Origin of the sequence: Bradyrhizobium ottawaense (genome assembly GCF_002278135.3) — a bacterium.
GTDB classification, from domain to species: domain Bacteria; phylum Pseudomonadota; class Alphaproteobacteria; order Rhizobiales; family Xanthobacteraceae; genus Bradyrhizobium; species Bradyrhizobium ottawaense.
Window position 1 is genome coordinate 3,327,408 of record NZ_CP029425.2, and the last position, 16,531, is coordinate 3,343,938.

Genomic DNA, 16,531 nt, shown 5'->3' on the forward strand with positions numbered 1-16,531 from the left:
TGCTCCGTCAAATCAGCGCATCGCTGCGCGCGATGATCGCGAAGCGGTCCGAGAGCTCGGCCAGCGCGACCTCGTGAATCGTCCGGGCGTCCAGTGTGCCGCCGCGGCCATCCGGCAGGTCACGGGTGGCGCAGGCATCGGCCGCGATCGTCGTCCGCAGGCCGAGGTCGAGCGCGGCGCGGGCGGTCGAGGAGATGCACATGTGGGTCATGAAGCCGGCCAGCACGATGTTCTTGCATCCGGTCGCGGCAAGCCGGGCTTGCAGATCGGTGCCGGCGAATGAGTTCGGCAGCGCTTTCTCGATCACGGGCTCGCCTGCTTGCGGCGTCAGGCGATCGACGATCGCGCCGCGCGCCGCCTCGCGATCGAACAGGCTGCCGGCGCGGCCCTTGTGCGCGACATGGATGATCGCAGCGCCGCTCTCCCGTGCCCGCGCCAGCAGGCGCGCCGCCGCGGCGATCGCCGGCTGTGCATCGGGAAGGGCCAACGGGCCGGCGCAATATTCGTTCTGGATGTCGATCAGCACGAGGCAGGCCTCGTTGAGCTTCGGCGGATTGAGATCGGCGCCGGCGAGTTCGAGCAGGGTCTTGGGAGCGGTCATGCTGGTCAGGCCTTCCAGGGAGATCGGATGGCGTCACATTAGCGCAGCATGGGCCTGCTATTGTGCAGGACTATTGCAGCTAATGGCTGCAGATTTGCAGGACGCGGCATCGCCTGCTAGGCTCGCCCGGATGAACTGGGACGATCTGCGCATCATTGCCGCGGTGAGGGACGAGGGCACCTATGCCGGCGCCAGCGCGCGGCTGCGCATCGACGAGACCACCGTCGGCCGCCGGCTCGCACGCATTCAGCGCGATCTCGGCGTGCTGCTGTTCGATGCCGTGGACGGCCAGCGCCGTCCGACGCGCCATTGCGAGGCGGTGCTCGAGCATGTCGGCGCGATGGCCGTCCATGTCGCGGCGATCGACCGCATCAAGGAGAGCCAGCCCGGCCCGGTCGGCCGCCTGCGCATCGCCTCGACCAACGCGGTCGCCGAAGAGTTGCTGGCGCCGCACGCGAGCAGCTTCCTGCGCGATCATCCCGGCCTGACCCTGCAATTCCTGACGTCCAGCGGCAACGTCAAATTCTCGCGCTGGCAGGCCGACCTCGCCATTCGCCTGCGCAAGCCGGAGAAGGGCGACTTCACCATCTCCAAGCTCGGCGATGTCAGGCTGTATTTCTTCGAGCCCGCCGACCGCGCCGGCGGCGAGCCGGTCGCCTGCATCTATCCCGATGAGCTCGACACCATTCCCGAACAGCAGTTCTTGCGCGCGAAGCGGCTGACGAACGTTCGCTGCATCACCGACAATGTCCGCATCATCAGGACCTTGATCCAGTCGCATCAGGCCGTCGGCGTGCTGCCCGAGCACAGCTGCGAAGGCCTGTTCGCCGACCGCAGCCTGCGCGCGACGCTGCTGCCGAGGCGGCGCGACGTCTGGCTCTTGGTGCAGAACCATCTCAAGCGCGATCCCGCGACGCGCGTGACGATCGACTGGGTGAGGGCGTGTTTCCAGGAAACTTCGCGCCCTTGACGCACATGGCGCTGTGATCCTCGCGTCACACTGCGCAAGCTGTGTCGAAAAATCTTCGAGCTCCCCCTTGCAACCCGAACGTGCCTGGTCTATTAGCCCGCTCCTTCGCTAGGCCATGTGTCCGGGCTCTCTGAGATCCCGGCTGGCGCGAGCCGGTCTCCGGTTTCGTGTTCCGCCGAATGAAGACGCAGGATGTAGCTCATGGAGAGCGCCGGAGTAAAATTCGGAGGCATCGGTTCGATTCCGATTTCTTGTACCAACCAAAGGATAGCTCAGTGGTAGAGCAGATGACGTTTAATCATCGTGACGCGGGTTCGAATCCCGCTCCAGCGCTACGGGTCAGCCTGAAAAACTGACACCTCTGACGAGGACCGGACGCGCGCTTCAGTCGCAGTCCGGCCGTTTTGCCGCAAGGCTTTCCGTCCGAACCTAGACACTGTGAGACCGGCTTTGCGCCGCGGGTAGATACCGCTTGCGTTGATGCCGGGTGGCTCCGCTCGGCCGCGCGACATCCGTCGCGCGATCGCGCGCGTGCGCCCGTCGTCATGCGAGCTCAAGCCTCGGTCCGTCGATCTCTCAGGAAGCGTCGTCCGCGTCCTCAAATCCTTTGCAAACGAAACCTGTTGTCCGGCATCCGGCCGGACGCAAAACGATGGAGGCGTGCCATGACTTCGAACAAGGGCTGGCATTTGCTGATGCTGAACGTGACGGTCAAGGATGGCGAGCGTGCGCTGCTCACGCGCAACGGGCAGCTCGTGCGCGTGCTCGCGCCCGGCAGGCATCGTCTGTTCGATCCCCTGCACGAGCTCAAGGCCGAGGTGCTCGATGTGGTCCGCAGCGAATTCTCTGCGGATCGCTACGCGGTGCTGAAGGCCGCACGGCCTGATCTCGCCGCCGAACTGTTCGAGGCGGTCGAGACCAAGGCGGACGAGATCGCCATCGTCAGCCTCGACGGCCGGCCCGTGCATCTGATGACGCCCTGGCAGGTGCGCGTCTACTGGAAGGTCGCAACGAGCGTCGATGTCGAGCGCATCGACGTGTCCAGCGATGTCAGGGTCGGCGCGCGGCATCTGGCCATGATCGAGCGTAACCGCTCGGCCGTGACGTCGGAGACGGTGGTCGAGAACCACGAGGCGGGCCTGCTCTATGTCGAGGGCCGGCTCGTCGAGCGGCTCGTGCCCGGTCGGCACGCCTTCTGGACCGTCGGCCGCAAGATCGAGGTGAAGCGCCTCGACCTGCGGCCCCAGGCGGTCGAGATCACCGCGCAGGAGATGCTGACCAAGGATCGCATCGCGCTGCGGGTGACGCTGACGGCGTTCCGTAAGGTGGTCGATCCCGAGCGGACGGTTGCGACCGTGCCCGACGTGGATGCGTGGCTGTACCGTTTGGTGCAGTTCGCGATCCGCGAGGCGGTTGCGGGCCGGACGCTGGACGAGGTGCTGTCTGCGAAGGCGGCGCTGGATGCGGAGCTGCGCGACTATGTGCGGGCACGCGTCGCGGAGTCCGGTGTCGAGGTCACCGAGCTCGGCGTCAAGGACGTGATCCTGCCCGGCGAGATCCGGGAGTTGGTGAACAAGGTGGTGGAGGCGGAGCGGGTCGCCAAGGCGAACCTGATCCGCCGGCAGGAGGAGACCGCGGCGACGCGTTCGCTTCTGAACACCGCCCGCCTGATGGAGGAGAACCCCCTGCTGCTGCGGCTCAAGGAGCTGGAGTCGCTGGAGCGGCTGGTCGAGAAGGTCGGCCGCATCGACCTCCACGCCGGCAACGGCGAGGGCCTCGATGCCCTTCTGACCCGGCTCGTGCGCCTGAAGGCCCCCGAGAGTGCGTAAAACCGAAGGGCCGCCCACGGGCGGCCCTTCACTTATCCGTCGTCGTCGCTTGCAATGAACGCCGAACCGCGCCTGTGCGACCAAAATCACGGAGCCGGGATTGCGCGCGCGCGAAGGTTGCGTAATCTCGCGAAGACCACGGGTTTGATCAGGGCAGGCGCATGACGATTCTTCAGGACTCCATCCGGCCGTCGCGAGCGCAATCGCGGGAATGGAAGGTGATCGTCATCCTGATCCTGCTGGTCCCGGTGCTGTGGTCCCCGCTGATCCTGTTTCGCTTCGTCCTCTATCAGCCGTTCAGCATCCCCTCCAATTCGATGGCGCCGACGCTGATGGTCGGTGACTACGTCTTCGCCGCCAAATATGCCTATGGCTACGGCCGGTATTCATTGCCGTTCGCGTCGTCCTGGATCTCGGGTCGCGTCTTCGCCGCCGACCCGGAATACGGCGACATCGTCGTGTTCCGGACCGCAAAGGACAGCTCGGTCGACTACGTCAAACGCGTGGTCGGGCTGCCCGGCGACCGCATCCAGATGCGGCAGGGCCAGTTCATCCTCAACGACCGGCCGGTGACGCGCGTCGCGCTCGAGGACGGGCTCGCCGACAACGCCTGCGGTGGGGATGGCGGCGTCAGGGTCAAGCGTTGGCGCGAGACGCTGCCGAGCGGCGCGTCCTATGTCACCAACGACTGCCTCGACAACGGTTTCCTGGACAACACCAACGTCTTCACGGTGCCCCCGGGCCATTTCTTCGTGCTCGGCGACAACCGCGACAATTCCACCGACAGCCGCATGCTGTCGACGTTCGGTTTCGTGCCGATGGACAATCTCGTCGGCAAGGTGACGCGCATCTTCTGGTCGCTCGACGAAGACGGCGAGCCGCACATGGAGCGGCTGGGCAAGGTAGAGTGAGGGCCGTCGTCATTCCGGGGCGCGCGAAGCGCGAGCCCGGAATCCATAACCACAGGCGGATGGAATGGCCTATTACGTCTACATCCTCGCGAGTAAGAAGCATGGCACGCTCTACATCGGCGTGACCAACGACCTCGTGCGCCGTGTATACGAGCACAAGACGAAAGCCGTCCCCGGCTTCACGACGAAGTACGGCGTCGACAAGCTCGTCTTGTTCGAAATCTACGACGATCCTACGACGGCGATCGCCCGCGAGAAAGAACTCAAGAAGTGGCGGCGGGATTGGAAGACGCGCCTGATCGAAGAGCAAAACCCGAATTGGGATGATCTCTATCCGGGGATAGCCAACTGAGTTTAGTGGTTATGGATTCCGGGCTCGCGCCCAAGCGGGCGCGCCCCGGAATGACGAGCGGAGAGTGTTTGCCCCCCAAACAAAAACCCCGGCATCGCTGCCGGGGTTTCGTAGTTCTTGAGGTCGTTGGACCTTAGAAGTCCATGCCGCCCATGCCGCCGCCCGGGGGCATCGCCGGACCGGCGCCGCCCTTCTTGGGCAGCTCGGCGACCATGGCTTCCGTGGTGATCAGGAGCGCGGCCACCGAGGCAGCGTTCTGGATCGCGGTACGGACCACCTTGGTCGGGTCGATGATGCCCTTCTTGACGAGGTCGGCATATTCGCCGGTCTGGGAGTCGAAGCCGTAAGCGTAGGTCTTGCTCTCCAGGATCTTGCCGACGATCACCGAGCCGTCTTCACCGGCGTTGATCGCGATCTGGCGAGCCGGAGCCGACAGCGCCTTGCGCACGATCTCGACGCCGGTCTTCTGGTCGTCGTTCTTGGTGCGCAGGCCCTTGAGCTGCTCGGAGGCACGGAGCAGGGCGACGCCGCCGCCCGGAACGATGCCTTCTTCCACAGCCGCGCGGGTCGCATGCATCGCGTCATCAACGCGATCCTTGCGCTCCTTCACCTCGACCTCGGTCGCGCCGCCGACGCGGATCACCGCGACGCCGCCAGCGAGCTTGGCAAGACGCTCCTGGAGCTTCTCACGGTCGTAATCCGAGGTGGTCTCCTCGATCTGCGCCTTGATCTGGGCCACGCGCGCCTCGATGTCGGCCTTCTTGCCGGCGCCGTTGACGATCGTGGTGTTCTCCTTGTCGATCATCACCTTCTTGGCGCGACCGAGCATGTTGAGCGTGACGTTCTCGAGCTTGATGCCGAGATCTTCCGAGATCGCCTGGCCGCCGGTCAGGATCGCGATGTCCTGCAGCATGGCCTTGCGGCGATCGCCGAAGCCCGGAGCCTTGACGGCCGCGACCTTCAGGCCGCCACGGAGGCGGTTCACGACCAGGGTCGCGAGGGCTTCGCCTTCGACGTCCTCGGCGACGATGACCAGCGGCTTGCCGGTCTGCACCACGGCCTCGAGCAGCGGCAGCAGCTCGTTCAGCGAGGAGAGCTTCTTCTCGTTGATGAGGATGTAGGCGTCGTCCATCTCAACGCGCATCTTGTCGGCGTTGGTGACGAAGTAGGGCGAGATGTAGCCGCGGTCGAACTGCATGCCCTCGACGACGTCGAGCTCGGTCTCGAGCGACTTGGCTTCCTCGACGGTGATGACACCCTCGTTGCCGACCTTCTTCATGGCGTCGGAGAGGAACTTGCCGATCTCCTGGTCGCCGTTGGCCGAGATGGTGCCGACCTGGGCGATCTCGTCGTTCGAGGTGACCTTCTTGGAGTTCTTCTGGAGGTCTGCAACGACGGCCTCGACCGCGAGGTCGATACCGCGCTTGAGGTCCATCGGGTTCATGCCGGCGGCAACCGACTTGGCGCCTTCGCGCACGATCGCCTGGGCCAGCACGGTGGCGGTGGTGGTGCCGTCGCCGGCCGCGTCAGCGGACTTGGAGGCGACTTCGCGCACCATCTGGGCGCCCATGTTCTCGAACTTGTCCTCGAGCTCGATCTCCTTGGCGACGGTGACGCCGTCCTTGGTGATGCGGGGAGCGCCGAACGACTTGTCGAGCACGACGTTGCGGCCCTTCGGACCGAGCGTGACCTTTACCGCGTTGGCGAGGATGTCGACGCCGCGCAGCATCTTGTCGCGCGCTTCAACCGAGAATTTGACTTCTTTGGCTGCCATCTGGAATTTTCCTTGAGGTTGACTGGAGGGAGAGAGGGGCTCTTAGGCCGCCTTCTTCTTGGAAGCGGGGACGTCGAGGACGCCCATGATGTCGCTTTCCTTCATGATCAAGAGATCGACGCCGTCGATCTTGACTTCAGTGCCGGACCACTTGCCGAACAGCACGCGGTCGCCGACCTTGAGGTCGATCGGGATCAGCTTGCCGGCTTCGTCGCGGCCACCGGGGCCGACGGCGACGACTTCGCCCTGGGAGGGCTTTTCCTTGGCAGTGTCGGGGATGATGATGCCGCCGGCGGTCTTCTCTTCTGCGTCGATGCGCTTGACCACGACGCGGTCGTGAAGCGGACGGAATTTCATGCAGCTCTCCTAAGCATTTGCACGAGTTGATGATTTTCGTCTGTTAGCAATCTGTGCCCGCGAGTGCTAGCACAGGCGAGGCTGAAATAGGACAGGAATTTTGCGGGAGCAAGGGCTTCTAGCAGAAAAATCAGCACCCGGAAGCGCGGACTGCCAGAATCTCTTTTCCATCGTTAACCGAGGCCGAGCCGTATTAGCACGGTGATCCATCTGCTGCTAACGCATTGAATTTCAACAGCTTGTTAAACTTTTGGGCTTGAGATGGGTTGTCAGTTTGCGTCACATTTCTCTCATGTGAGCGCATCAGTACCGGGTGGCTCGTAAGGCGCACACCGACCAGGCCGCCCCTTGAATGCGCTCCTGCAAAGGAGGTTGGCATGGGCGTGCGGAGTGGGGGCGTTTCCGAGGACTTTCGGAAACAGCTTTTAGGTTACGGGCTGACGACGGCACAAATCCTCTACCGGATGCCGGATCATCCCTCGCTGCTCCAGACCTACGTCTGGCAGAACTACGACATGTTTCCGAAATTCCCGGCGCTGAAGGATTTCCTGGCCTTCTGGCAGGAAAAGCTGGACGGTCCCCTCCATTCGGTCACCGTCGCGCACTCCAAGCTGATCAAGCCGGCCGAGCTGCGCGCCGTGGATGGCGTGTTCCGGCTGCATTGAGACGAATATCGGTCTCGTAGGGTGGGCCAAGGCGCTTAAGCGCCGTGCCCACCATCTCTCCATGATCGCGCGCGGAAGGTAGGCACGCTTCCGCCGTCGCTCTTCGAGCTATGGCGGACCAGTCGTTTTGCCAACCCTACCGATATCTCCCTTGCAGCTCGTCGGACGAACGCACTATTCCCGGGATCGCCTGAGGGGCGATCAGGCGCCCTCGCTGCAATAGCGTCTCCACATCGCGCGATAGGCCTCGTCGACCGCTCGCCCGTATGAGACGGGGTTGCTGGCGGCTGCGGCCCGGATCTTGTCGGGCAGCTCGCGGCGCAACCTGTCGAGCTCGCTGATCTCAGAACCTCGGCTCGTTGCGATTTCGATATACGCCTCATGGCTGTCCGTGACCCAGTCCGGCAAGCCGAGAGCGGTGAGGATGGAGCCGGCAGCACGGCTGGGCAGGCTGTTGCCGAGCTTCGCCACCACCGGCACGCCCATCTGCAAGGCTTCCCACGTGCTGACGCCGCCGTTCTGCGGGAACGGGTCGAGGCAGATATCGACGCGATTGAACGATGCCAGATGTTTGCTTCGCAAGGTGGCGCCGAGCAGATCGACGCGTTCGGCCGGCAATCCGCAAGCCTCGAACCGCGCCAGCAAATTTTCGCGGACCAGCTGGTCGTCCAGCGCAACATCCTTGATCAGCAGTCGCGAGCCCGGCACCCGCTCGAGAATCCTGGACCAGACTTGCGCCGCCTCGTCCGAAATCTTGCTGATGCGGTTGAAGACGCCGAAGGTGACGAAGCCGTTCGAGATCGCCGGCGTAGGTGCCCGCGGAATCTCGGTCGGCAGCGAGGCCAGCGTCACGAAGCACGGCAGGTCGACAACGGTCTCCGCAAACAGATGCCGAACCTCGAAGGGAATCGCGACCGGGTCCGAGAACAGATAATCGATCGTCGGCAGCCCGGTGCCAGTGCCGTGACCCCAGCCGTGCACCTGGATCGGTGCAGGCTTGCGCGCAAACACGCCGAGGCGGTTGCCTCTGGTATGGCCGGACAGATCGATCAGGATGTCGATGCCGTCGGCGCGGATCTCGGCGGTGAGGCGATCTTCGGTCCATTGCGAGGCGTCGCGCCAGCGATCGGCGATCCCCTGAAATTCACCGGTCGTCGCATCCACTTTCGACGAACAAGCGTAGCACACGACCTCGAACTGTGCCCGGTCATGGTGTTGGAGCACCGGCTTGAAAATCAACGCAGCCGAATGCGCGTTGAAATCCGACGAGACATAGCCGAGCACCAGACGGCGGTCCGGATCGCGGTTGTTGTCATGCGGGCCCGCCGCGCCTGAAGCGATTTTCGCGCCGACACGCTCCCACCACACCTGACGCGCCTGCTGATGCCGTTCAACGGTGGCGTCCCCCGCAAAATCGAGCGTGAATATCTTGTTGGAGATCGCGCTCTGCAGGTCAGGCTGGATGTCGAGGGCTCTGTCGAAACTGGCGAGGGCTTCGTCGACCCGGCCAAGTCCGGCGAGGCAAAGACCCAGCACCAGGTGAGCTTGAATGGAATCGGGATCGATCGCCAGCGCCTGCTGGCAGTCGTGGGATGCGTGGGCAATTTGCTGGATCTGGAGCAGGACACTGGCCCGCGCGAGCCACCCATTCGCGTCGTCGGGTGCCAGCGCAATTGCCTGATTGCCGTCTGCCAGCGCTTCGTCAAATCGCTGAAGTTCCCGTAAAGCCGTGGCACGGTTCGCCAGCGCCGCGGCATAGTCGGGCTTGATCGACAGCGCGCGGTTCAAGCTTGCGACGGCCTCGTCATAATTGCGTTGACGGCACAGCGCCCAACCCCGGCCGTTGTGGGCTTCGGCAAGGCTTGCGTCGAGTGCGATCGCCTTGTCGTAGCTGTGAAGCGCCTCCTCGTGAAGATCGAGGGCCACGCTCGCGTTACCGAGATTGGAGAGGGTTGCGGCGTGGTTGGGCCGCAAGGCGAGGGCCTTTCGATAGCTCGCGCAGGCCTCGTCGTGACGGCGCAGCCCGTTGAGCGCGACGCCCAGCCTCATATGAGCATCGGCAGATTGCGGATCCACGGCGACCGCCCGGCTCAGCAGGATTTCGGCTTGCTGAAAATTCTTGGCGTCGGACTCCAAAGCACCGAGCATGTGCAGCGCCATGAATTGGTTGGGCGCGAGCTGCAGGAGTTGCCGATAGGCAGCCTGGGCCTCGGCGAGAAGCCCCATCTTGTGTAGCTGGAGCGCATGCCCGAGCAACGGCAGCACTTCGGCTTTTTGCCGTTTCTGAAGCCGGGCATTTTGAAATGCACGCTGACCTACGCTGTTGCCCATGGCTTCAATCCCCCAGAATCTCTCTTCGAGATTAATTCAGCGGGAGAACGAATACGAGACGACGGCCGTTCGCCACGACAGCTTGGGACAAGCTACGACCGATCGGGTCATTGAGCCGCTAGCCTTGCGCCCGGCAATTGCCGCCTCATCCAAGACTGGATAATCTGTGCTCGGGTTGTACCCGTCCGGCGGGCGCGCTCAGATCAGGGAGGCAGACAATGGCCAAGCAAAAGGCATCAAGACCCGCAACGAAGACCGCAGTGAAGAAGCGGAGCGGCGCCAAAGCGGCGGCGCGATCCTCGGCACGCAAGGCGGTGAAGGCAAAGGCTCGCACTGCCGTACCGAAGAAGCCCGCACGTCCCAGGCAGCGCATCGCGATCAGCCATCACCGCGAGGAAGACTTCAAGGCCGATGGCCTGCGCGCTTACGCGAAATACCGCGACCTCGGCATCGCCGACGCTAGCCATGGCCTCGCGCAAGCGCACGTGATCCGGCTGCAAGGTCCTTGCGATCCGGCTGAGGTGTCAAAGCTGCATTTTCACGACGTCGACTTCCAGATGGTCTACGTGCTCAAGGGCTGGGTGAAGACTTATATGGACGGGCAGGGCGAGACGTTGATGAAAGAAGGCAGCGCCTGGACCCAGCCGCCGAAGATCAAGCACATGATCCTGGATTATTCGGATGACGTCGAACTGCTGGAGGTGATCCTGCCGGCGGAGTTCAGGACGGTGGAGTTGAAGGCGTAGGCGATCTCTCTCCTTCGTCATTGCTGTGACGGGTACGTAGCCCGGATTGCGCTGCATTCCATCCGGGCTGCAGGACTGTCGCGACTCCAGCCCCAACACCGCCCATCAAACACGTCGTCAGCGTTCCCGTCACGATCGCTAAAAAGCACGCGATCTGGGAAACCGGGCAATTACCAGTCGGATGGTTTCAGCTGACCTGCAGGGCGGGCGCTAACCAATCGAAAATACCTCTCGCAGCAACTCAAGGATGTGAAAACGCGGGAGTGCTTTCATGGCGACCAACACTTTTGGCCGACGCGGCGTTACGGCGCCACCGTCAAGAGCGTCGTTTCAACCCGTCGCCGCGCCGACCGTGCGGGAGATCGTGCGCGACCCCGCTCGGCCCTTGCCCAGCGAAGGGACGCTTTTTGGCGATAACAGGCTTCTGGCCGATATCCCTTTCCTCACCATTGGCCTGATTTTCGGTCTGCTTTTGATCTTCGCTCTGCAACGCAGTCTGGCCATCGACGTTGCGCGGGATGGTGACCTCGACGTCCGCTCGCTGATCGCCCAGGGCGCGTCGGGCTACGATCTCGTTGTCGGACGAGGAGAGTGGTGGAGGATTGGCCTTGCGCCGCTGCTGCACGGCAGCGGGTGGCACCTCGTCAGCAACTGCATTGGGTTGTTCATCGTCGGCGTCAGGCTGGAGTCTCTGATCGGCCGTGGCTGGTTTGCGCTGATCTTCGTCGCCAGTGCAGTGGCGGGCGAGGTCGGCTCTCTGCTGGGCAATGGCCCCGGCACGGTGGGCGTGGGCGCGTCCGGCGCCATCACCGGGCTCATCGCCGCGCTGTTCGTCGCGAGCTTCGAGCCCGAAGCGGACGCCGATCAAACCATATCGAGACTGAAGACGTCGCTCTTCTTCGGTGTTCCCGCACTGCTGCCGCTGGCCTTCGGCGCCTCGGGCAATGTCAACTATTATGCCCATGCAGGCGGTGCGGTGGCCGGTGCCGCGCTTGCGATTACGCCGTGGCTCGCCTTCTGGTCCTATGACAGCCTGCCGCGGAGCGCCGGCATGACGTTGCTTGCAGCATCCCTCGGATCTCTGATCTGCGCCGGCTTCGCCGCCGTTCATTATTCGTCCTACATGGCCGATGCCGTGCATTATATCCGCGCGTCGGAAGTGCCGGCGAAGGCTGACGAGATGGTCAGCCGGTCGTTCGATCTCGTCACCCGCTACCCAAAAGATGCGCGGGCCCACGTGTTCCGTGCGGTCTTCTTCCTGGAACAAGCCAACCTCAGTGCCGCCGAGACGGAGGCGCGAACCGCCCTGTCGCTCGCCGCTTCAGATGTGGCGGGTGGGCCGGTGCGCTCCGGGGCGCAAGGCTTGATGGCGGTGTTGCTGTGGGCGCAGGGACGAACGAGCGAGGCGAAGGCCATGGCGGTCGAGCCCTGCCGTGCCAAGCTGGCCGAGGTGCGCCGCATCTTGCAGAAGTCGAAATTGTGCAGTTGACCAGGCTACGGCATCACCACGGGTCACGTTATGACCCCCACCACCGCGCCCATCACGCACGTCGTCAGCGTCCCTGATACGATCGACTTCAATCCCAGCGCGTTGATCTCCTCGCGCCGCTCCGGCGCCATCACGCCCAAGCCGCCGATCATGATGCCGAGGCTGGCGAAATTGGCGAAGCCGCACATCGCGTAGAGCATGATCAGGCGCGAGCGCGGCTCGAGCGCATCACCCGGCAGCTTCGCAAAGTCGACATAGGCGATCAATTCGTTGAGCACGGTCTTGGTGCCCATCAGGCTGCCGGCCGTCACCGCCTGATCCCATGGCAGCCCCATCAGCCAGCACACCGGCGCCATCACGAGACCGAGCAGGCGCTGCAACGAGATCGCGGCGCCGCCAACATTCGGCAGCAGGCCGAGCATGGCGTTGACGAGATAGACCAGCGCCACCAGCACCAGCAGCATGGCGACGATGTTGATCAGCAGCTCGATCCCCGCGCTGGTGCCTTTCACGATCGCATCCATCGTGCTGGAGACTTCCATCTCCGGATCTTCGAGCGTGCCGCCGGTACGCGTGTTGGAGGTTTCAGGCACCATGATCAGGCTGACGAGGATCGCGGCCGGCGCGCCCAGCACGGAGGCGATGACGAAGTGCGCGGCCGCGTCGGGAATGAGAGGAGCAAGGAGCGTCGCATAGAGCACCAGCACGGTGCCGGCGATGCCGGCCATGCCGCCGGTCATCACCAGGAACAATTCGCTGCGGGTCATCTGCTTCAGATACGGCCGCACGAACAGCGGCGCCTCGACCATGCCGAGAAAGATATTGGCGGCGGTCGAGAGGCCCACCGCGCCGCCGACGCCGAGCGTCCGCTCCAGCAGCCAGGCCATGCCGCGCACGATCGGCGGCAGCACGCGCCAATAGAACAGCAGCGTCGTCAGCACGCTCATGACCAGCACGATCGGCAGCGCCTGGAACGCCAGGATGAAATCGGCGCCAGGCACCTTGAGGTCGAAGGGCAGGGCGCCGCCGCCGACATAGCCGAACACGAAGGCGGAGCCGGCGCGCGAGGCCGCCGAGATCGCGCCGACCGCATCGTTGATGGCGCCGAAGGCGTGCGCGACGACCGGCAGCTTCAGGAGCACGATCGCGGTGACGAAGGTGGCGACGAGGCCGATCGCCGCCTGCCGCAGCGACACGGCGCGCCGATTCTCCGCCAATGCGAAGGCGATCAACAGCAATGCGAAAATGCCGAGTGCCGATTGCAAACGCAGCATGATGTCCCCAAACCCTCAATGATTATGGCCGGGCCGGCGCTGCAAAGGCAATGCCGGCAGCCGCCAGAAGCGCCCCACTGTTGACAAGCGGGGCCACCTCGGCCACGCGGGGGCCTTCGACAGTGAGGGGGAGAGCGGTCCGAGGGTGACCCAAAAGGCGATGCCAGAGCAGCTAAATTCCGGACATCCGCCGGTCAGCGCCCGTGCGCTCCTCGCCCACCGCGCGTTCCTGTTCTTCCTGCTCTCGCGCAGCCTGTCGCGCTTTTCCAGCCAGATCGCGGCGGTCGCGATCGGCTGGCAGATCTACGATCTCACCGGCTCGGCCTTCGACCTCGGCATGGTCGGCCTCGTGCAGTTCCTGCCCACCGCGCTCCTGGTGTTCGTCGCCGGCCACGCCGCCGACCGCTATGAGCGCAAGCGGGTGGTCCAGCTCTGCCAGTTCGTTGAAGCGGCGACCGCGCTCTATCTCGCAATCATCACCTATCTCGGCGCGGTCGGCGAAGTCCAGATCTTCATCGCGACCTTCGTGCTCGGCATTGCCGGCGCGTTCGAGAGCCCGACCACGGCGGCGCTGCTGCCGCTGATCGCGCCGCAGGGCTCGCTTCAGCGTGCCACCGCAGTCTCCAGCGGGGCGGCGCAGGTCGCGACCATCACCGGCCCGGCGCTCGGCGGCTTCGCCTATGCGGTCGCCCCGCATCTTGCCTATGCCATGATGGTGCTGTTCTGGATCTTCGGCATGATCCTGACCGGCTTCATCCGGCCGCGTCCGCAGGCGATCGCGAAGCAGGGGATGGACTCGGACAACATCTTTGCCGGCGTTCGCTTCATTCGCAGCAATCCGGCGATCCTTGGCACCATCTCGCTGGACCTGTTCGCGGTGCTGTTCGGCGGCGTCACCGCGCTGCTGCCGATCTATGCCCGCGACATCCTGCAGACCGGTCCGGTCGGGCTCGGCGTGCTCCGTGCCGCGCCGGCGGTCGGTGCGCTCCTGATGACCATGGTGCTGGCACGTCACGCCATCTCGAGGCACGTGGGCCTGCGCATGTTTCAGGCCGTGATCGTGTTCGGCCTCGCCACCATCGTGTTCGCGCTGTCCTCCTGGATGTGGCTGTCGGTGCTCGCGCTCGCCGTGCTCGGTGCTGCCGACACGATCAGCGTCGTGATCCGCTTCTCGCTGGTGCAGCTGTCCACGCCCGACGAGATGCGCGGCCGGGTCGGCGCGGTGAACTTCCTCTTCATCAACGCCTCGAACCAACTCGGCCAGTTCGAAAGCGGAGTGGCCGCCGCACTGCTCGGCGCCATGCCGGCCGCCGTGCTCGGCGGCGTTGCCACCGTTGCGGTGGCGCTTTTGTGGATGAAGCTGTTTCCGAGCCTGCGGCAGGTGGAGAGTTTGGAGTAGGGGAATGTCTCGTGTCCCGGACGCGGTGCGGCGCGAAGTGACGCGCCGCTGAGCCGGGACCCAGGAGCACAAGCACGAGATCGCGGAGGCATGGGCCCCGGCTCAGCAGCGCGTCATTGCATGCCGCACCGCGTCCGGGGCACGGGACTGGATGCCCCCCGAAAGTCTCGGACAAAGCACAGAGGAATCAAAGAGGTCCCTACTGTGCATGGGGTTGTTTTCGCAGTTTTGAGTTCAGCCCCGCCCCACGAACGGCATCTTGGTCGCCATGACCGTCATGGTCAGCACGTTGGCATCGAGCGGCAGGCCGGCCATGTAGGCCACGGCATCGCCGACCGCTTTCGCATCCATGCGCGGCTCGTGCTTGGTGGTGCCGTCAGGCTGCAGCACGCCGGGGCCGTTGACCATGCGATCGGTCATCGGGGTCGCGGCGTTGCCGATGTCGACCTGGCCGACGGCGATGTCGTACATGCGGCCGTCGAGATTGCTGGCCTTGGTCAGGCCGGTGATGGCGTGCTTGGTCGAGGTGTAGGCCGCCGAGAACGGCCGCGGCGCGTGGGCCGAGATCGAGCCGTTGTTGATGATGCGGCCGCCGCGCGGGGTCTGGTCCTTCATGATGCGGAAGGCGTGCTGGGTGCACAGGAACGGCCCGGTGAGGTTGGTGTTCACCACCGCCTGCCACTGCTCGAGGCCGAGATCCTCGAAGTTGACGGCGGGGGCGCCCATGCCGGCATTGTTGAAGAGCACGTCGAGGCGGCCGTAGGTCGCCTTCACCTTGTCGAACAGTGCCGCGATCGAATCAGGCTTGGTCATGTCGGCGGTGACGCACAGGCTTTTGCCGGCGGGGCCGAGCTTTGCCGTCTCCTCGAGCATGTCGAGCCGGCGGCCGACCAGCACCACGGTGAAGCCGGTGTTCATCAATGCCAGCGACGCGGCGCGCCCGACACCGGTGCCGGCGCCCGTCACCACTGCGATCTTCTTTGCTTCGCTCATTGTTTCCTGCCTTTTCTCATGCTGTCAGGTTTTGGGTTCTTTTTCGTTCTTGTAGGGCGGCCGCGGAATGTTCTGGTGCGCCGCGCGCAGCGCCGCCGACCAGCGCGAGCGCAGATCGTGGAAATAGGGCTCGCCCGCCTCGATGCGATGGTTGAGATCGGCCTCGCAGGCATCGGCGCGCACCACCAGCACGTCGATCGGCAGGCCGACGCCGAGATTGGAGCGCATGGTCGAATCCATCGAGATCAGGCCGGTCTTCAGCGCCTCGTACAGCTCGACGTCGTAATGCATGGCGCGGTCGAGCACGGGCTTGCCGTATTTGTGCTCGCCGATCTGCAAGTACGGCGTATCGGTGGTGCACTCGATGAAATTGCCGGCGGTGTAGATCATGAACAGGCGCATGCGCGAGCCCTTGATCTGGCCGCCGAACAGGAACGAGACGTCGAACGAGACGTCCTCGGATCTCAGCGCGGGACCTTCGGTGGCGTGCACGGCGCGGATCGCCCGGCCGATGCGCTGGGCGGCCTGGAACATGGTCGGCGCGTTCATCAGCGTCTCGACCTCACCCGTGTTGGGGTCCTCCAGACCTTCGGTCAGCGTGGACAGCACCGACTGGCTGATGGCGAGGTTGCCGGCGCTGGCGATCGCCATGATGCGCTCGCCGGGCTTCGAGAAGATGTGCAGCTTGCGGAAGGTCGAGACGTTGTCGAGGCCGGCATTGGTGCGGGTGTCGGCGATCATCACCAGACCGTCCCGAACCAGGATTCCGCAACAATAGGTCATTTCCAGTCCCCGAACGCGTTTGCGCGGAATTACTAGCCAATTTCGGAGGCCGGTCCA

Annotated in this window: 15 protein-coding genes and 2 tRNA genes; 10 read left to right on the top strand and 7 right to left on the bottom strand. The window is 64.3% G+C overall.

Annotation, left to right across the window (positions count from 1 at the left end; all coding sequences use genetic code 11):
- Positions 1 to 7 precede the first annotated feature (7 nt).
- Complete coding sequence (locus tag CIT37_RS15725; RefSeq protein ID WP_028142930.1) at positions 8 to 601, bottom strand: cysteine hydrolase family protein; 594 nt, start codon at positions 599 to 601, stop codon at positions 8 to 10.
- Between the two features lie 130 nt (positions 602 to 731).
- Between CIT37_RS15725 and CIT37_RS15730 the strand changes: the two genes are divergently transcribed.
- The 6 genes from CIT37_RS15730 to CIT37_RS15755 all read left to right on the top strand — a co-directional run bounded on the left by CIT37_RS15730 (position 732) and on the right by CIT37_RS15755 (position 4,663).
- Positions 732 to 1,571: a LysR family transcriptional regulator gene (locus tag CIT37_RS15730; protein WP_028142931.1), complete on the top strand. Its 840-nt coding sequence runs from the start codon at positions 732 to 734 to the stop codon at positions 1,569 to 1,571.
- 187 nt (positions 1,572 to 1,758) lie between these two features.
- Positions 1,759 to 1,830 (top strand) — tRNA-Leu (locus tag CIT37_RS15735).
- Positions 1,831 to 1,837: 7 nt separating this feature from the next.
- Positions 1,838 to 1,903 (top strand) — tRNA-Lys (locus tag CIT37_RS15740).
- A 333-nt stretch (positions 1,904 to 2,236) separates the two neighbouring features.
- Positions 2,237 to 3,400 carry a slipin family protein gene (locus tag CIT37_RS15745; RefSeq protein ID WP_038948003.1) on the top strand — a complete coding sequence of 388 codons (1,164 nt, stop codon included), beginning with the start codon at positions 2,237 to 2,239 and terminating at the stop codon, positions 3,398 to 3,400.
- Between the two features lie 161 nt (positions 3,401 to 3,561).
- Complete coding sequence (lepB, locus tag CIT37_RS15750; RefSeq protein WP_095426157.1) at positions 3,562 to 4,311, top strand: signal peptidase I; 750 nt, start codon at positions 3,562 to 3,564, stop codon at positions 4,309 to 4,311.
- A 64-nt stretch (positions 4,312 to 4,375) separates the two neighbouring features.
- Positions 4,376 to 4,663: a GIY-YIG nuclease family protein gene (locus CIT37_RS15755; RefSeq protein WP_028142934.1), complete on the top strand. Its 288-nt coding sequence runs from the start codon at positions 4,376 to 4,378 to the stop codon at positions 4,661 to 4,663.
- Positions 4,664 to 4,796: 133 nt separating this feature from the next.
- On the opposite strand, the gene groL is transcribed toward CIT37_RS15755, so the two are convergent.
- Entirely contained in the window at positions 4,797 to 6,437 is a 1,641-nt protein-coding gene (gene groL, locus CIT37_RS15760; RefSeq protein ID WP_095426158.1) for a chaperonin GroEL, read from the bottom strand.
- A 42-nt stretch (positions 6,438 to 6,479) separates the two neighbouring features.
- Complete coding sequence (locus tag CIT37_RS15765; RefSeq protein WP_014494241.1) at positions 6,480 to 6,794, bottom strand: co-chaperone GroES; 315 nt, start codon at positions 6,792 to 6,794, stop codon at positions 6,480 to 6,482.
- 377 nt (positions 6,795 to 7,171) lie between these two features.
- On the opposite strand from CIT37_RS15765, the gene CIT37_RS15770 reads away from it, so the two are divergent.
- Positions 7,172 to 7,459: an usg protein gene (locus CIT37_RS15770; protein ID WP_028141201.1), complete on the top strand. Its 288-nt coding sequence runs from the start codon at positions 7,172 to 7,174 to the stop codon at positions 7,457 to 7,459.
- A gap of 201 nt (positions 7,460 to 7,660) precedes the next feature.
- Here the strand turns inward: CIT37_RS15770 and CIT37_RS15775 are convergent, their stop codons facing one another.
- Positions 7,661 to 9,790, bottom strand: coding sequence for an O-linked N-acetylglucosamine transferase, SPINDLY family protein (locus CIT37_RS15775; RefSeq protein ID WP_095426159.1), 2,130 nt, complete (start codon positions 9,788 to 9,790; stop codon positions 7,661 to 7,663).
- Positions 9,791 to 10,008: 218 nt separating this feature from the next.
- On the opposite strand from CIT37_RS15775, the gene CIT37_RS15780 reads away from it, so the two are divergent.
- Both CIT37_RS15780 and CIT37_RS15785 read left to right on the top strand, forming a co-directional pair.
- Positions 10,009 to 10,536 carry a cupin domain-containing protein gene (locus CIT37_RS15780; protein WP_028141199.1) on the top strand — a complete coding sequence of 176 codons (528 nt, stop codon included), beginning with the start codon at positions 10,009 to 10,011 and terminating at the stop codon, positions 10,534 to 10,536.
- 271 nt (positions 10,537 to 10,807) lie between these two features.
- Positions 10,808 to 12,025, top strand: a complete 1,218-nt coding sequence (locus CIT37_RS15785; RefSeq protein WP_038973679.1) for a rhomboid family intramembrane serine protease — start codon at positions 10,808 to 10,810, stop codon at positions 12,023 to 12,025.
- Positions 12,026 to 12,048: 23 nt separating this feature from the next.
- On the opposite strand, the gene CIT37_RS15790 is transcribed toward CIT37_RS15785, so the two are convergent.
- A complete protein-coding gene (locus CIT37_RS15790) occupies positions 12,049 to 13,299 on the bottom strand; it encodes a NupC/NupG family nucleoside CNT transporter (RefSeq protein ID WP_095426160.1) in 1,251 nt (416 codons plus the stop codon).
- 160 nt (positions 13,300 to 13,459) lie between these two features.
- Here CIT37_RS15790 and CIT37_RS15795 point away from each other — a divergent pair, with 160 nt between their 5' ends.
- Positions 13,460 to 14,698 carry an MFS transporter gene (locus CIT37_RS15795; protein ID WP_095426284.1) on the top strand — a complete coding sequence of 413 codons (1,239 nt, stop codon included), beginning with the start codon at positions 13,460 to 13,462 and terminating at the stop codon, positions 14,696 to 14,698.
- Positions 14,699 to 14,932: 234 nt separating this feature from the next.
- On the opposite strand, the gene CIT37_RS15800 is transcribed toward CIT37_RS15795, so the two are convergent.
- Positions 14,933 to 15,691 carry an SDR family oxidoreductase gene (locus tag CIT37_RS15800; protein ID WP_028141195.1) on the bottom strand — a complete coding sequence of 253 codons (759 nt, stop codon included), beginning with the start codon at positions 15,689 to 15,691 and terminating at the stop codon, positions 14,933 to 14,935.
- Between the two features lie 24 nt (positions 15,692 to 15,715).
- Positions 15,716 to 16,474: a proteasome-type protease gene (locus tag CIT37_RS15805; protein ID WP_028141194.1), complete on the bottom strand. Its 759-nt coding sequence runs from the start codon at positions 16,472 to 16,474 to the stop codon at positions 15,716 to 15,718.
- Positions 16,475 to 16,531: the final 57 nt, after the last annotated feature.

What these genes read in the sequence shown, in the direction of transcription:
- CIT37_RS15725 (WP_028142930.1), bottom strand. Translation starts at nt 601, where the DNA reads ATGACCGCTCCCAAGACCCTGCTCGAACTCGCCGGCGCCGATCTCAAT.
- CIT37_RS15730 (WP_028142931.1), top strand. Translation starts at nt 732, where the DNA reads ATGAACTGGGACGATCTGCGCATCATTGCCGCGGTGAGGGACGAGGGC.
- CIT37_RS15745 (WP_038948003.1), top strand. Translation starts at nt 2,237, where the DNA reads ATGACTTCGAACAAGGGCTGGCATTTGCTGATGCTGAACGTGACGGTC.
- lepB (WP_095426157.1), top strand. Translation starts at nt 3,562, where the DNA reads ATGACGATTCTTCAGGACTCCATCCGGCCGTCGCGAGCGCAATCGCGG.
- CIT37_RS15755 (WP_028142934.1), top strand. Translation starts at nt 4,376, where the DNA reads ATGGCCTATTACGTCTACATCCTCGCGAGTAAGAAGCATGGCACGCTC.
- groL (WP_095426158.1), bottom strand. Translation starts at nt 6,437, where the DNA reads ATGGCAGCCAAAGAAGTCAAATTCTCGGTTGAAGCGCGCGACAAGATG.
- CIT37_RS15765 (WP_014494241.1), bottom strand. Translation starts at nt 6,794, where the DNA reads ATGAAATTCCGTCCGCTTCACGACCGCGTCGTGGTCAAGCGCATCGAC.
- CIT37_RS15770 (WP_028141201.1), top strand. Translation starts at nt 7,172, where the DNA reads ATGGGCGTGCGGAGTGGGGGCGTTTCCGAGGACTTTCGGAAACAGCTT.
- CIT37_RS15775 (WP_095426159.1), bottom strand. Translation starts at nt 9,790, where the DNA reads ATGGGCAACAGCGTAGGTCAGCGTGCATTTCAAAATGCCCGGCTTCAG.
- CIT37_RS15780 (WP_028141199.1), top strand. Translation starts at nt 10,009, where the DNA reads ATGGCCAAGCAAAAGGCATCAAGACCCGCAACGAAGACCGCAGTGAAG.
- CIT37_RS15785 (WP_038973679.1), top strand. Translation starts at nt 10,808, where the DNA reads ATGGCGACCAACACTTTTGGCCGACGCGGCGTTACGGCGCCACCGTCA.
- CIT37_RS15790 (WP_095426160.1), bottom strand. Translation starts at nt 13,299, where the DNA reads ATGCTGCGTTTGCAATCGGCACTCGGCATTTTCGCATTGCTGTTGATC.
- CIT37_RS15795 (WP_095426284.1), top strand. Translation starts at nt 13,460, where the DNA reads ATGCCAGAGCAGCTAAATTCCGGACATCCGCCGGTCAGCGCCCGTGCG.
- CIT37_RS15800 (WP_028141195.1), bottom strand. Translation starts at nt 15,691, where the DNA reads ATGAGCGAAGCAAAGAAGATCGCAGTGGTGACGGGCGCCGGCACCGGT.
- CIT37_RS15805 (WP_028141194.1), bottom strand. Translation starts at nt 16,474, where the DNA reads ATGACCTATTGTTGCGGAATCCTGGTTCGGGACGGTCTGGTGATGATC.